This window comes from Stenomitos rutilans, from assembly GCF_059505485.1.
Map to the genome: position 1 here is coordinate 22453 of NZ_JCACKR010000120.1, position 14745 is coordinate 37197.

Sequence of the window (14745 nt, forward strand, 5' to 3'; positions counted from 1 at the left end):
CTCCTGTCGTTAAATTGGTTGTAAAGCTTCCATTGGTTTAAGCCTCTAATCTCTCCCTTTAGATTGACCTTCAGTGGTGGCAATTTCGCCCGTCTCCATCAACATCTTGAAGCGACGGAGATCATCACCAAGCTGCTGCTCTGGCGCTTCACCAAAGAGTTTGGCAAGGGTATCGCCGATCGCTCCACCGGGTGGGTTGTAGGCCGTGGCGACTTTGACCACAGTGCCACGCTTGCCAGAAGATGGTTGGAATTGAATCGAGCCAGCATTGTTTACATCCGCGCCTTCCAACGATCGCCAAGCAATGAATTCGTTTTCCCGATCATCAATAATCTCGGCATCCCATTCAACGGTTCCATTTAAAGGGCCACTTGTAACCCAATGCGATCGTTTGGCGTCATACACCTTGACCGCTTTGAGATGCTTCATAAAGTGGGGCAGGTTCTCAAAATCATGCCAGAAGCGATAAAGCTCCTCTGCGGGTTTGTTAATGGTTAACGTCTTTTCAACTTTGATCGGTTTCATAGCGTACCTTTATGTGAGGATGACCTAAGCGCAATACAAGTTCATTGCAGTCGCACTGGTTGAGCATCAATGCGAACGCGAAATAGGATGTAAGGTCTGGTTAAACGCCTCATTGGGATACGCCACAACCGTACCATCCCGGAATTCAGCGACCGTGAATTTGACGTCATCGCCCCATTTGGGAAAATTGACAAAGATGCGTCCTTGATGGGAAACCGTTACCCCTGTCGGCATTGCGCCATCAAAGTGTGCCACTGGTTCCAACGTGCCGCTCGTTTTAACCGTCGGCAATTTCTGTAACTGACTAACCATGAATCATTTATCCTTCTTGATCCTTCAAAGAGTTCATATCAATGACAAAGCGGTATTTCACATCGCCTTTAATCATTCGCTCAAACGCCTCGTTGATTTGCTGAATGGGAATCAGTTCCACATCCGAGACAATGTTGTGGTGAGAGCAAAAGTCCAACACCTCTTGTGTTTCAGTAATGCCACCAATAAGTGATCCCGCAACTGATCGCCGATGGAACGCAACCTGGCTGTGGTTGATCGGCTCCAATGGTTCTAACGCGCCCACAAGAGCGATCGTGGCATCCCGCTTTAAAAGCTGAATGTATGGATTGATGTCGTGCTTGGTGGGAATCGTGCTGAGGATGAAATCAAAACTGCTGGCATACTTCTCCATTGCAGCTTTGTCTGTAGAGATCACCACATCCTCTGCCCCTAGCTTGCGAATACCGGCTTCTTTCTCTGGCGATGTGGTAAAAGCAACAACGCGAGCACCCATTGCGGTTGCCAGCTTGACTGCCATATCGCCCAAACCACCAAAACCCACAACACCTACTTTTTGACCTGGCTTCACCTGCCAATGGCGCAGCGGTGAATAGGTCGTGACTCCAGCACAGAGCAAAGGCGCAACGGCTTTGGTTTCTAGATTCTCAGGTATTTTGAGAGCAAAGGTTTCTTTAACAGTGATGGTACTGGAGTAGCCACCAAAGGTGTTGCTGCCATCAGGCTTTTGCGGTCCGTTATACGTGGCAGTCCAGCCCTTAGGCCCTTCACAATACTGCTCCTCTCCAGCATGACAGGGTTGACACTCTTGACAGCTATCAATCATGCAGCCTACTCCTGCGAGGTCGCCTTCCTTAAATTTGGTGACGTGTTGACCCACGTTAACCACCCGTCCCACAATTTCATGACCGGGAAGGCAAGGGTAGACGGTGTTATGCCACTCGTTTCGCACTTGATGCACGTCTGAGTGGCAAACGCCACAGTAAAGAATGTCAATTTGCACATCATGGGCACCGGGTTCGTTGCGATCGAACTCCAACGGTTTGAGCGGTGCCGTTGCCTCTTGAGCCGCATATCCAATGGCTTTAATCATCAAGAATCCTTTCAAACTTGTTTAAGCAGCGCTGTTAAAACGATGAACGAACAGGAATTGCTAAGGGCGATCGCATCGCTCCCGACGCCTGCCAACAAGACAGTTTCTCTATTCGTCATCTTATGGTTCACACGTTCCTCAGTCCGTCGTGACTAAAGCCGCTTTGTAACCCGTCGCTGCGTTTTCGTTGCTGCCATTGTTGACGTAGCGTCTATAAAATCAATGGCGTCTATAAAATCAGTCGCTTCAAAGCAGTCGGCTAAACTAAGCCTAAAAAGCTGAAGGCCATCTTCCCTCCAGCGCGAGAAGGATATACCTAAGCAACTAAATGTCTAATGGGAGACCCCGTACTAAGTTCACATGTAAGAATGAACACAATAGCCTTAGCTAAGCGAACAGATAGCTGAACGGTTGTTTTCAGTGTTCTCTGCCAAAGAACGAAGCGTCGAATTTTAGTCAAGAAAAACACATTCCTACCCGCTCACCACCATGATTAAGAACCTATCTGAAACTCCATTCTGTAGGGTAGGCATGCCCACCCCCCCCGGAATTCATCAAATGCAAGCGTGTTTTTCCAGCTAGGACTAAAGGAGGATTTGAGCACCATCACTCTTTGTCATCAAGCAGACTCACGATCGCGCTTATCAGAGCCTCCAGTTCGATCGGTTTCAAGCTATCGTTGAAAGCCATTGATACACTATCCCCACATCGCTGAATAAACCAGTAGGATACAGGCAACCCAGTAATTTCAACGCTGCAACCTCATCCATCACTATAGCCATAGCCAGATTGGTTAGGACGGGGTGCAGGGGTGGAACCCCTGGCTGGGGGCAAAGCCCACACACCCCTTTAATCCAATGTTCAACCTTTATGGCGACAGCTATAAAACGTGAATGTTTGACTAATTGAATCGCCGTGCTCTTAAACCGTCTGCATCTGCTGGAGCACCTGCCGAATGATGGTTGTGGGCACTTGATCAGTCACGATCGCGGCTCCAATTTGTGTTGGCAAGACAAAGCGTACCTGTCCTGCTTCCACCTTCTTATCTGATTGAAGAGACGACAGAATGGCATCCAGGTTGATACCAGAAGGCAGATGAGTCGGTAACTGAGCGTTTTGCAACAAGGTAAGCTGACGTTGAGCATCGGCTGGTCGCCAAAGCTGAAGCGCCACTGCAATCTCGGCAGCAGCCACCATACCGATCGCCACCGCTTCGCCATGATTAACCACCTGATAGCCCGTCAGACTTTCAACCGCATGACCGATCGTGTGTCCGTAGTTGAGAATGGCCCGCAGTCCGGCTTCTTTTTCATCTTTGCTAACCACGTGTGCTTTCGCCCGGCAGGAATGGGTCAGCATGGCTTGTAGCAGTTCAGCACTCAAGTGAGAAAGCTGGTCGAGTTGAGGCGCGGCTTCTAGCTGCGTGAACAGATCGGCATCCCAAATCACACCGTACTTGATTACTTCGGCGATCGCGGCCCGAAATTCTCGCACAGGCAGCGTTTGCAGCACGTGTGGATCGATCAAAACCAGACGCGGTTGATGAAACGCGCCAATCAAGTTTTTGCCGTTGGGATGGTTGACCCCCGTTTTGCCCCCGATCGCCGCATCCACCATTGCCAGAAGAGACGTTGGTACCTGCACCACATTGACTCCACGCAACCAGGTTGCCGCTGCGAAGCCCGTCATGTCCCCAATCACCCCACCCCCAAGAGCCACAAAGGTAGACGATCGCTCCAGTCGATTTGCCAACGCCGCATCATAGATTTTGGTTAGCGTTTCCAAAGTTTTATAGTGCTCTCCATCCGGCAGAAGGCACGTTGCCACGGTAAAGCCTGCCTGCTCCAGAGAGGCAATCACCCGCCTGCCATAGTGCTCAAACACAGCTGGATTGGATATTACCAACACACGGCTACCCAATTTCAGCGGACGCTTGGTCGTGCCCTGCATCCAGACACCTAACTGATCGACGCTACCAGGCGCGATCGTAATGTCGTAAGCATGCCGCGGTAAATTAACGGGAATAACAGATTGCATAGCAAATGAAGGCGATTTGAGCTGAAAGAGAGCGGGGAGGCAGGGGAAGCAGGGGAAGCGGGAGAGGTTTTGAGTTTCATAAGCGGTCAGTGGTCAGTTTTTAGCCTTTAGCCCCACTCCCTACTCCCTTCTGTTACCCTTTGCCTTTTGCCTCCCCCTAAGTTTATTGGCTCAAGGTCACCTTCTGCGACCCATAGTTTTGTATAGTTTTGCTAGTTACGTGGAGAGATCACGCATGGCATTTGTACTTTTCCCCCTCTTGTTGGGTGCCGTCTTTGGGTTAGCGATCGGGCTGTTCTTCATTTTCCGGTCAGCCAAACTCATTTGAGCAATAGCTGGCTGTTTGGGTGAGGCGTGTTCATACATGCCAAAAACGGCTTCCCAAATGACGTCATTCGGGAAGCCTCATACACTCAATACCAAACCGTTAGCGCTAACATTTCGTCTTCAATGAACCCTAAAACCAGGACGTTCTTGAGGGGTTTTGGGCTGCAAACCATGTCCAGGTGCCAAGTGTGGCAGCAAGCAGCCAACCACTAAAAAGGACTACAGCTAGTGTCAACATTTTTCCTCCTTTGAGTTAAAACGACTCATTGTTGGTGATCTGCAACTGGATGATTTGACTCGATCCAGCTACGAGATCACGCTAACAAGGGGCGTACATGCCTGCAACGTTTCTTAATCAGAACGAGAAATTGTTACGAGTCGATACATGAACCTCAGCCTTCGCCTCTAACTCCACTCCTTTTATCCGGTGCGCTACCCTCTTGAGCGTCTGTCTTTGGGCGATCGTGCAAAGCAGAAACGTGAAGTCGGCGAATGAGAGCAGGGGCATTCTCGTCTTTTAATCTGAGTCGTCGCGGTTGGTAGAATTTACGTTGCAAACAGTGTGCAACCCTTTAGAATTTCAACTAGAAACCCATCTGGCACCACGAAGGGACGGCATGAGCGAAATCACCGAAACCATTTTTAGCAAGATCATTCGCCGCGAAATTCCTGCTGAGATTGTTTACGAAGACAACTTGGCACTCGCGTTCAAAGACGTTAACCCTCAAGCCCCAATCCATATTCTGGTGATTCCCAAGCAGCCGATCGCCAAACTCTCGGATGCAGAAGCAAAAGACCATGTGCTTATGGGGCATCTGCTGCTGACCGCCAAACGGGTTGCCGATCAGGTTGGGCTAACCAATGGCTATCGTCTGGTCATTAATACTGGCGACGACGGCGGGCAAACAGTTGATCACCTTCATCTGCACATTTTGGGCGGACGATCGATGACGTGGCCTCCCGGATAGGGGCAGAGGGAGTAGGGGAAGCAGGGGAAGAAAGGGGAGCAGGGGAGGCAGGGGACGTTTTGAGTTTGATAAGCGAACTGTAAAGCGGAAGTCAGTCACAGCGTTCAGCTTTTTAGCCTTTGGCCCATTCCCAACTCCCCACTCCTTTTTTGCCTTTTGCCTTCCTCCGCCCCCTCCGCTCCCTCCTCTACCTTGCCCCCTCCACCTCCCCTGTCGCGCTAAAATTGATCTAGATTCGGAGGAATTCCAACGGTTTACACACGCCCCCTTGCCCGCTTAATTGAGCAACTGCAACATCTTCCTGGCGTTGGCCCCAAAACAGCCCAACGACTGGCGCTTCATATCCTCAAGCGATCAGAGGATGAGGTTAAGGCGTTGGCAAATGCGCTAATGGAAGCCAAACAGCAAGTTGGTTACTGTTCAGTTTGCTTTCATCTTTCCGCAGAGCCTGTCTGCGAAATTTGTCGTACCCCTAGTCGTGACAGTCAAATTATCTGCGTTGTAGCAGATTCTAGAGATGTCATTGCGCTAGAAAAAACCCGCGAGTATCGAGGCAAGTATCACGTTTTGGGCGGACTCATTTCGCCAATGGACGGCATTGGGCCAGAACAACTGCACATCCAGTCGCTGATCCGTCGGGTGAAACAGCAAAATATTGCCGAAGTGATTATGGCAATTAGTCCCAGCGTTGAAGGCGAAACGACTACACTTTACGTGGGGCATTTGCTCAAGCATTTTACAAAAGTGACCCGCATTGCCTTTGGTCTACCGATGGGCGGCGACCTAGAATATGCTGACGAGGTAACGCTGGCAAGAGCCTTGGAAGGTCGTCGAGAGTTGGATTAGAGGGAAGTCAGCTATCAGCAGTCAGCGTGTAGTTGCTTATCGTTGGTAGGTGAGTCTTACAGCGGTTACTGATTGGGTAAGCCGCAGTCTGGTGAATACGGGTGTGTGGGGTAGGGTGTAGTGAATGCAAATGAAAATGGCTGTAACTCAGAACTCAAACCGCTTCCCTTGCCCCTCTGCTTCCCTCTGCCCCGCTGTCACTGAAACCTTCCGATCCTCATGAAGCAGCTCGGACGCTTAAAGCCATTCTTACGCTGGATCATTCTGGGTGGAACGCTGTTCTTTCTAGGCTCCGTGTTGCAGCAGCATTGGCAGAAGGTTGTTTCTATACGTCTAGACGGGGCTGGTTGGGCATGTCTGACGATCGCCCTTGGCATCACGCTCCTGGCTCACATTTGCGCTGGTGGTGTTTGGAGTCGTCTGTTGCAAAACTTTCATCAGCCAGTGAACGGGATTTGGCTGGTACAAGCTTATTTGCAAACAACGATCGCCAAATACCTTCCTGGTAATGTCTGGCACTACTACGGTCGCGTAACGGCTGCGACGAAAGCAGGGGCAACGGTGGAAACCGCTACTGTTAGCGTTTTATTAGAACCTTTGTTGATGGCAGCGGCGGCGCTATTGGTGACCTTGCTATGCAGTCAGTCGATCGTGGCACGGTATGGTGCACCTGCCATGCTCCTTCAATGGGCATGCCTGTCTGCTGTGCTGGCGTCTGTGCATCCCCGCATCATTAATTTACTGGTGCGCTTGTTGGGAAGGTTGAAGCAGACCGCAACCAAAACTGTCGCTGAAACACCCTTTCGATTAGACAAATATCCGTTGCTCCCATTAATTGGAGAAATAGGGTTTCTGCTGCTGCGAGGCGTGGGCTTTCTGCTCACGTTTTTAGCGCTTAGCCCCGTTCTACCAAATCAACTGCCGCTATTAATGAGTGCGTTTAGTCTCGCGTGGTTACTTGGCTTGGTAGTACCAGGTGCACCGGGTGGTATTGGGGTTTTTGAAGCAACGGCGATCGCGCTCCTTGGACAAACATTCTCTCCGGGCTTGATTCTTAGCGTTGTTGCACTTTATCGGCTCATTAGCATTTTGGCAGAAGCGATCGGTGCGGCACTGGCATGGTTCGACACGCAGCGTCTTGCCTAGTGTTTTGAAACAGAAATGAGGCAACAGGCTTGAGCGCTACTCAGTCCTCGGCACTCAGTCCACCGCAAAGCGGCAGCAAGCTACAGCACTCAGCACTCTTGCAACCGACGTTGCAGAACTTTTGATGCGCTGTACTAGTCGCATAGACCTTGGAATCTCAATCTCAGTTGTCCGATGCCTTAGCCGCGTGTGAAGCGCTTTGGCTTACATCCCTACCAGTAGATGGCATAGAGGTGTTTCTGTATCCTCACCCACGCGATCGGTCAACGCATCCGTCCTCACTCTTCTAGCAGCGCATCGCCTGTGGCATCATGATCAGCGTCGATCAACGTTGATTCCGGGTTTAACAACGTTGGTAGTAACTCTACCTTGGCTTCGCGTTTAAGTTGTGAAAAGATGCGATATTTATCTGGGTCAAAGATATTTGGTGAAAGCTGCGTTTCATCAACCTGCATCTTGATCAAATTGTATTGAACGTTTTCGGCATGAATGGCAAAGGTAACGGTGAAAACCTCTAGAAAATTGACGACCCAAGCACATTCGTCTTCAGGATAGTTTTGGTAGTACTTAATCAGTTCAGCAATACGCGCTTCTAGATGAGTGCGCGAATGCTTACAAATTAGAATAATTTTGAGTAATACCACAACAAGCGTGATTGGGTTGCCCTGAGATAGCAGCAGCACAAATAATTGCGATGGTTCTGCCTGATTTTCAGTCGTCAAATAGTCAATGACTCGGTTACACGTCCGCAGCATGAGAGCGCTGGACAGAACTTCATCATCATGACTGTCATAAAGGGTGTCTAATTTTTCGTTTAGTTTTGAGCGTAAGGTTTCAACAAATTCCTGGTTTTCAACGGAGAAGATCAGGTATTGTTGCACGCTTTGCTTGAACTGTTTATAGGATAAGCTTTGCGTCTGATTAACAAAAATATTTGCCAGGTTTGCGTAGCTAAAAGGACCTCGTTTTGCCACGATCGCCTTAATTAACCGCAGCACTTCCTCACCCAACGCCGTAGGGTTTTTGGGAATGCGTTTGCTAGGGGCATTGCTCTGCGATCGTGCAATATACATCGCCAAGTCAAACTTAAAGCGATCTTTTAGTTGCTTTGACAGCGCTCTTGCGGCTTCTCGTTGCTCGATCGGGTTCTTCAGATCAATATATTGAGGTACTAGCAAATAAGACGTGTACCGCGAAACCCAGGGGCCTCGTTCTTTCTCGTCGTAACGCGATGCAAAGAGCTTCAGCTCCTCATAATCCCCACTTTTGACAAACCCATCTAACCAGTGTCGTAGACGCTTTAAGGTAGGGGATGCGGTATTGCGGTTGATAGACGGATCGGCAAAGACGGTGACCAAGTCTTGAATGGGCTTATAGTTGCGAGTTGCATCCCAGTTGTTGACCAAAATGTAACAACAGCGTTTGAGCGTATTTCTAAACTCTTCTTCATTATTAGAAAAAACGACATCATAAATCGCTTGCAGCGCATCGCCGCTGATGGAATCAACGTGATAGACGAATAAGCGCTTAAACTCAAGTAGAACCTCTTCAGGCGGCCATTTTTTAACAATTTCCAAAAGAAAACTGTAAACCGTGTCCTGAGCCTGCTGAATATTCCGATTCAGCCTATTCGATCTAATCGGCGTCTCATTTTGATGAGCATCGTCTAAAGCATCCCTGATCATCATAGGTATTCAGGATTAACCAGTAGATTCGACAAAGGAAGAACGTGAAACTAGAGAGTCAAGGCAGCATCCCAAGGCATCAGACATTTACTAGTGTTGGATTCAGTATTGTTGAACTAGCAGTGCATTTTCAAGATCCGTTATCTCTCCAATAAGTCACAGCCTTTTGCGGTCTAAACCTTGTCACGGCTCGTAAGTTCTACCTCACAGTTGAAAGGCTAAATTCTGTAGAAACACCGATACTTGAGGGCCTCGCTCCTCTCAACATGACTCCGATAACGAGATTTTAGGGACTAAGCGGATCACGCTCAATTCCTTGTAGAATCATGCGTTTAGAGCAAAGAGCTAAGCGTCTCATGATATTGCGGTATTTGTCCACAGTACCGGGTGACAAGATGCAACCTGAATGTGTGATTATCACCAAACTAGCCGATGATCTCTGTCACAACCGAGGTCTTTGCAGGCATGGCGCAGTTCTCGGTGTGGCATCAGTATAAGGGGTAGGGCTATACATGACGGTCGCAAAGAAGGTCTCATTCAGTCGTTCAGATTCGTGAACGGGTGAAAGCATTGGCTAGACAGCTTTATCAGGTTAGATACTAAGACTCTAAAGTCCTGCTGTGCCATTATCTGCGTAACATTTGGCGATCGTCTCATCCATTAGGGCGAGAAATAAGAGCTAGACTACCTCCATGTATCAAAATAAAGACCTTCAATGTAGCGCGGTGGGCTTCACGCTTCATTAAAAATACAGACGTAATCCTGAAAGCTTAAATCAGATTATACTCAGTAACCGTTGCTAGAGCTAGCGATCAGCAGGATTGCCTAGACTACAGCAAGCATTATTGAGAATACGGATGCCATTCAAATTTTCCCTCTTGAAGCACTTAATGAGGCTGAGTATTCGGTTGCTATAGTCACATTTACTCCGTTTCGCGCCGCCAGCGCGATCGCACCAGTCGAATTTCGTCGTACCCGTACATCTCGCCCAAATGCTCACGAATGCTGCCCAGCCCATCAGGCCCCACTGTGTTGATGGCGATCACGATTTTGTCCTGGCGATCGAGCGGCACCAAATCATCCAAATCAATGGGATAGCCCAGTTCCAGTAGCTCAGCCAGATGACTCATAATGGTGCCGAGACGAAAGCCTCGCCGATCGGCAATGTCGTCAGGTTCCAGTCCTTCCTGGTAGAGCGCCAGCGTTTGCAGTTGGGTTTCAGAGGCGCGAGTAGGCGGATTAGGCAAGGGGGTAGACTGGGGGACTGTACCCGTCTCAGCTTGAAGCGGCAAGCCTCGTTCGGCGCGAAACGCTCGAATCTCGGCAATGAACGCATCGCTGTACTGTGCCAGTTTACGACTCCCGACTCCTGAAATGGTAGCGAATTGCGCAAAAGTTTGGGGTTGCATGTTTGCCATCGATCGCAGACTGGAGTTGGGAAACACGACATAGGGCGGCACAGATTGTTTGTCTGCCACGCGCTTGCGAAGTTTTTGGAGGCGATCGTAGAGGGCTTCGACTTCGGCAGCATCCACGTTGGAAGGTGTGAGAACATCCGCTGGCTTCACTGGATCGATGGCAACCATCACGGTGCGCTGGTTTCGTAGCACTTCCCAACTGAGCGGGTTGAGTTGCAGCATCGAATAGCCATCTGTGGTTTCGTCAAGCAAGCGTTGATGGATGAGCGATCGGGCTAACAGCCGCCACTCTTCGGCACTACGATCTTTGCCAATGCCATAGGTGGAGAGTTTGTCGTGTCCGTTTTTTAGGACACGATCGAGCTTGGAACCGCGCAACACATCGATCGTGTGCTTAATGCCAAACCGCTGGTTCTTCTGAGCAAAGCGCCCCACGCAGGAGAGAAACATTTGGGCTTCTAGCGTCCAGTCTGCGATCGGTTTGGGATGGCAGCAGTTGTCGCAAGTGTCGCAATTGCCGGGAAAAGCTTCGCCAAAGTAGCCAAGCTGAATGGTGCGGCGGCAGTCCGTGGCTTCAGCGTAGTTAATCACGCGGCGAAGCTGTTGAGTGGCAATGCGCTGCTCGTCTTCCAGCGGTTCGCCTGTCTCAGGATTCACCTTTTGAGCAATCAAAAACTCAACGGTTTTAATATCACCCGTCCCGTAGAACAGCGTGCATTGAGACGGTTCACCATCGCGTCCGGCTCTGCCCGATTCCTGATAGTAGCCTTCAATGTTCCGGGGCAGGTCGTAGTGGATGACGAAGCGCACGTCGGGCTTGTTAATACCCATGCCAAAGGCAACCGTAGCAACCATCACCCGCGCATCATCCCGAATAAACGTGTCCTGATTCTCTTTTCGCACCGCATCGCTTAAGCCCGCATGATAGGGTAACGCTGAGATGCCGTCTTGCTGCAACCTGGCAGTGATTTCATCCACGCGCTTGCGGCTCAAGCAATAAATAATACCTGCGCCCTGAGTGCGCTGCACCTGCTGAAAGAGGTCTGTGTAGGCTTGTCGCTGGCTACCTTTGGGGCGCACCTCGTAATACAAATTGGGACGGTTGAAGCTGGCAACATGAATGTGCGGTTCATTTAGCTCCAACTGACCGAGAATATCGTGGCGTACCCGTTCTGTGGCTGTAGCGGTCAGTGCCACGATCGGAATCACCCGATCGTCGTTTTGATACCGCTGCCGTAAGCGTCGAAGCTGCCGATATTCTGGGCGAAAGTCGTGTCCCCACTCGGAGACGCAGTGAGCTTCATCGATCGCAAACGCTGAAATCCCGACCCTTGCCTTGACCTGATCCAGAAAGCCCAAAAACGATTCGCTCAGTAATCGCTCTGGAGCCACATAAACGAGCTTGATTTTGCGATCGAGAATAGCAGCCTGCCGATAATGCGACTCAGCTTGACTGATGCTGCTATTCAGTAACGTCGCTGGAATACCGTTATTTTGCAGCGCCTGCACCTGATCCTGCATCAGTGCAATGAGCGGCGACACGACAATCATCATGCCTTCTTTCAGCAGTGCAGGCAGTTGGAAGCAGAGCGATTTACCGCCGCCTGTGGGCATGATGACGAGCAGATCGCGATCGTGCAGGGTGTATTCAATAATCTGACGCTGCCCCGGACGAAAGCTGTCATAGCCGAAGTAATGCTTGAGCGCCTGTTCTAAAGACGCAAATTGAGTTGTGGCGTAGGGAATGCTAGCTGTCATGAAGGGTTGCTGGATGCACTTGAAACCAGGGTGTCCACGCAGTTTAAACCACTAACCGGGGCTTTGTGGACAAATTGACCGCAATTTGTCAGTAAAATTGGTTGTAAACGCTATGAGCAGTACCTCAAACACGAACTGGGACGAGGTTGACTCTATGACAAAAGATGAGATTGATACGTCTGACAGTTCCCCCTTGACTGAAGAATTTTTTAACAAATCGCGGTGGTGGAAACCCGTTGAGACATTGAATGTTCTCGTTCATATTGATCGCGATACGTTGAACTGGTTTCAAGCTCAAGGTGATGACTATGAAACGAGAATGGCAGCGGCACTACGGTTTTATGCAGACGCTCACAGGCGAGCATCATAAAGGTTGTGAAGAACGATCGTTTGCCTAACGTCCATCCTGGTGAAATTCTACGTCTAGAATTTTTAGAACCGCTTGCTATCACGCCCTATCGCTTAAGCAAGGATATCGACGTAGCTCAGGCTCGCATCAGTGAAATTTTAGCTGCAAAACGTAGTATCACGGCAGACACCGCTTTTCGCTTCGCTCGCTACTTTGGTAATAGCGCTCAGTTCTGGCTAAACCTGCAAACACACTATGACCTACGTCAAGCGCAAGAAGAACATGCAGACACGTATAGTCGTATTCCTACTTTTGTCGTCTCACCGCCTACACCATCTCCGTAATCGATCGCTCCAAGGTGTTTCTACTAATCAGTAGACCAAAGATTCAGTAAACCAAAGCGCCAGAGTGTTACTTGGTGTGACATTCTACTGACGTGCTCATGGTCGAACGTTAGATTGGGCATCTTTGGTAGGGTGTGCAATCCCTGAAAACCGCTTGCATAAGGAGCAGTCGTTGAAGCGGGGGATGGTTATAAACATATGAGGAATGAGGAAAGCAGAATGGCTGGGAAAAAGTTCATCATACCTGCACTGGCGATCGCAGCTGTAGCCGGAGGCGCAGTTGCCTACGTCCACTTTAATGGGGCTTCAGGGGATGAGTTAAGTCCACAGGCACTGGCAAAGGTCGTGCCGGACGACGCTTACATGGCCGCCTTTATTTCAACGGAGCCACAGAACTGGGCCAAGCTGCAAAAGTTTGGCACGCCTGAAGCCCAACAGGTTGTAGGCAAAGGTCTTACAGACTTTCAGCAAAAGCTATTGACGGATACCAAAATTAACTATGACACCGACGTCAAACCCTGGGTAGGCAACATCATGCTGGCGGTACTGCCAAGCGATGCTGGAAAGCCAGCCAAAGAACCCAATGTGTTAGTAGTGGTAAGCGTCAAAGATAAGGCAAAAGCGCTTAATTTCGCTCAAAAGCTACAAAGTGAAAGCAAAACAAAAGCGATCGAAAGCGACTATAAGGGCATCAAAATTACCGATTATCCAGGTGAAAAAAGCTCAAGCTACACGGCTGTCGTCAAAAACTACTTAGTCCTCGCACCAGAGAAGAAAGCAGTCGAACAGGCGATCGATACCGTCAAAGGGGAACCATCGTTGGCATCCAAGGCAGATTTTGGTGCGCTTTTATCTAAAAGCGTGGAGATGCCCAATGCGATCGCCCGCATCTATATTCCAGATTATGCAGGCACCGTGCAGCAACTCATGGCTAGCAAATCGGGCGCGGCTCAATTACCAGCATCTAGCCTGGAGCAACTGAAAAAGGTGAAATCGATCGTTGCAGGCATTGGCATTGATGATGCTGGAGTCCGCATGAGAACCATCGCCAACCTTGACCCGCAGGCAAAAATATTAGAATACAAGCCTGTTGCAGGCTCCGTTGTCGCGCAATTTCCCACAGAGACGTTTGCCATGCTCAACGGTGCAGGCATTAGTCGCTACTGGGCAGAAGCCGTAGAGCAATCAAAGGCGAATCCCCAAACGCAACAAACGATCGCCCAGATGCGCCAATCGGTGCAAGCTGCCAATTTGGATCTCGACAAGGACATCTTTGGTTGGATGGACGGGGATTTCTCCTTAAGCTTCATCACCTTAAATGAGGGTGTTTTGTCTCAGTTCGGCTTTGGCGGCGTGATGGTCTTTGATACCAGCGATCGCAAAACGGCGGAAGCCACGTTGAGCAAAATTGATGGGTTAGTGAAGGGCAATGGGTTTGTGCAGGTCGCTGATCGCGATGTGCAAGGGAAGAAAATTACGGAATGGCAATCGCCGCAGGGTGTGCTGGCTGGACACGGTTGGCTCGACCAGGATTCCGTGTTCGTGGCGATCGGTGAACCGTTGGTCAACGTGATGGCAACCAAACCTACTAAAGCGCTCGACAGCAGCGACGCTTACAAAACCGTGATGGGTGGCTTGCCCAAGCAAACTGTCGGTTCCTTCTACCTGGATATGGATCAAACCATGTCGTTGGTCAATCGCACCATGCTCGTGGCGCAAAAGAACGTCATCCCGCCAGAAACGGTTGCGGTGCTGAACTCCATCCGGGGCGTTGGCATGGCGTCTACCCAGGCTGACAAAGCAACAGTGCAGCTTGAAATGTTGCTGGCACTCAAACCTGCCAAGTAGGGAGTAGGGAGTAGGGTGGGCAGTGTCCACTCTACTCCTTAACGTCCTTTTTTGCGTTAAACCCGACATTCCGCCCTTTGAAGTGTCACATTGAGCGTTTAGCGGCATAA

At 49.9% G+C, this 14745-nt stretch carries 13 protein-coding genes; 7 read left to right on the forward strand and 6 right to left on the reverse strand.

Features of this window, described 5'->3' with window-relative positions:
* Positions 1 to 45 precede the first annotated feature (45 nt).
* The 4 genes from AC5JLP_RS25985 to aroB all read right to left on the reverse strand — a co-directional run bounded on the left by AC5JLP_RS25985 (position 46) and on the right by aroB (position 3946).
* Entirely contained in the window at positions 46 to 525 is a 480-nt protein-coding gene (locus tag AC5JLP_RS25985; RefSeq protein WP_496070737.1) for an SRPBCC family protein, read from the reverse strand.
* 66 nt (positions 526 to 591) lie between these two features.
* Positions 592 to 837: a hypothetical protein gene (locus tag AC5JLP_RS25990; RefSeq protein ID WP_496070738.1), complete on the reverse strand. Its 246-nt coding sequence runs from the start codon at positions 835 to 837 to the stop codon at positions 592 to 594.
* A gap of 7 nt (positions 838 to 844) precedes the next feature.
* Positions 845 to 1909, reverse strand: coding sequence for an NAD(P)-dependent alcohol dehydrogenase (locus AC5JLP_RS25995; protein WP_496070739.1), 1065 nt, complete (start codon positions 1907 to 1909; stop codon positions 845 to 847).
* Positions 1910 to 2830: 921 nt separating this feature from the next.
* Entirely contained in the window at positions 2831 to 3946 is a 1116-nt protein-coding gene (gene aroB, locus AC5JLP_RS26000) for a 3-dehydroquinate synthase (protein ID WP_496070740.1), read from the reverse strand.
* A 235-nt stretch (positions 3947 to 4181) separates the two neighbouring features.
* On the opposite strand from aroB, the gene petL reads away from it, so the two are divergent.
* The 4 genes from petL to AC5JLP_RS26020 all read left to right on the forward strand — a co-directional run bounded on the left by petL (position 4182) and on the right by AC5JLP_RS26020 (position 7233).
* Complete coding sequence (petL, locus tag AC5JLP_RS26005) at positions 4182 to 4274, forward strand: cytochrome b6-f complex subunit PetL (RefSeq protein WP_496070741.1); 93 nt, start codon at positions 4182 to 4184, stop codon at positions 4272 to 4274.
* 616 nt (positions 4275 to 4890) lie between these two features.
* Positions 4891 to 5241 (forward strand): histidine triad nucleotide-binding protein, encoded by a 351-nt coding sequence (locus AC5JLP_RS26010; protein WP_496070742.1) that lies wholly within the window; start codon positions 4891 to 4893, stop codon positions 5239 to 5241.
* A gap of 243 nt (positions 5242 to 5484) precedes the next feature.
* Positions 5485 to 6087, forward strand: coding sequence for a recombination mediator RecR (recR, locus tag AC5JLP_RS26015; protein ID WP_496070750.1), 603 nt, complete (start codon positions 5485 to 5487; stop codon positions 6085 to 6087).
* 219 nt (positions 6088 to 6306) lie between these two features.
* Positions 6307 to 7233, forward strand: coding sequence for a UPF0104 family protein (locus AC5JLP_RS26020; RefSeq protein WP_496070743.1), 927 nt, complete (start codon positions 6307 to 6309; stop codon positions 7231 to 7233).
* Between the two features lie 278 nt (positions 7234 to 7511).
* Here AC5JLP_RS26020 and AC5JLP_RS26025 read toward each other — a convergent pair whose 3' ends face one another.
* A complete protein-coding gene (locus tag AC5JLP_RS26025) occupies positions 7512 to 8921 on the reverse strand; it encodes a Sll1247 family protein (protein ID WP_496070744.1) in 1410 nt (469 codons plus the stop codon).
* Between the two features lie 920 nt (positions 8922 to 9841).
* On the reverse strand, positions 9842 to 12094 hold the full coding sequence (recQ, locus tag AC5JLP_RS26030) for a DNA helicase RecQ (RefSeq protein WP_496070745.1): 2253 nt from the start codon (positions 12092 to 12094) through the stop codon (positions 9842 to 9844).
* 154 nt (positions 12095 to 12248) lie between these two features.
* Here recQ and AC5JLP_RS26035 point away from each other — a divergent pair, with 154 nt between their 5' ends.
* The 3 genes from AC5JLP_RS26035 to AC5JLP_RS26045 all read left to right on the forward strand — a co-directional run bounded on the left by AC5JLP_RS26035 (position 12249) and on the right by AC5JLP_RS26045 (position 14635).
* Positions 12249 to 12464 (forward strand): BrnA antitoxin family protein, encoded by a 216-nt coding sequence (locus AC5JLP_RS26035; RefSeq protein WP_496070746.1) that lies wholly within the window; start codon positions 12249 to 12251, stop codon positions 12462 to 12464.
* Between the two features lie 5 nt (positions 12465 to 12469).
* A complete protein-coding gene (locus AC5JLP_RS26040; RefSeq protein ID WP_496070747.1) occupies positions 12470 to 12787 on the forward strand; it encodes a HigA family addiction module antitoxin in 318 nt (105 codons plus the stop codon).
* 219 nt (positions 12788 to 13006) lie between these two features.
* Complete coding sequence (locus AC5JLP_RS26045) at positions 13007 to 14635, forward strand: DUF3352 domain-containing protein (protein ID WP_496070748.1); 1629 nt, start codon at positions 13007 to 13009, stop codon at positions 14633 to 14635.
* Positions 14636 to 14745 lie beyond the last annotated feature (110 nt).

Coding starts and splice junctions, on each gene's coding strand:
- AC5JLP_RS26035 (WP_496070746.1), top strand. CDS start 12,249: ATGACAAAAGATGAGATTGATACGTCTGACAGTTCCCCCTTGACTGAA.
- AC5JLP_RS26020 (WP_496070743.1), top strand. CDS start 6,307: ATGAAGCAGCTCGGACGCTTAAAGCCATTCTTACGCTGGATCATTCTG.
- AC5JLP_RS25985 (WP_496070737.1), bottom strand. CDS start 525: ATGAAACCGATCAAAGTTGAAAAGACGTTAACCATTAACAAACCCGCA.
- AC5JLP_RS25990 (WP_496070738.1), bottom strand. CDS start 837: ATGGTTAGTCAGTTACAGAAATTGCCGACGGTTAAAACGAGCGGCACG.
- petL (WP_496070741.1), top strand. CDS start 4,182: ATGGCATTTGTACTTTTCCCCCTCTTGTTGGGTGCCGTCTTTGGGTTA.
- AC5JLP_RS26010 (WP_496070742.1), top strand. CDS start 4,891: ATGAGCGAAATCACCGAAACCATTTTTAGCAAGATCATTCGCCGCGAA.
- AC5JLP_RS26045 (WP_496070748.1), top strand. CDS start 13,007: ATGGCTGGGAAAAAGTTCATCATACCTGCACTGGCGATCGCAGCTGTA.
- recQ (WP_496070745.1), bottom strand. CDS start 12,094: ATGACAGCTAGCATTCCCTACGCCACAACTCAATTTGCGTCTTTAGAA.
- AC5JLP_RS25995 (WP_496070739.1), bottom strand. CDS start 1,909: ATGATTAAAGCCATTGGATATGCGGCTCAAGAGGCAACGGCACCGCTC.
- AC5JLP_RS26025 (WP_496070744.1), bottom strand. CDS start 8,921: ATGATGATCAGGGATGCTTTAGACGATGCTCATCAAAATGAGACGCCG.
- aroB (WP_496070740.1), bottom strand. CDS start 3,946: ATGCAATCTGTTATTCCCGTTAATTTACCGCGGCATGCTTACGACATT.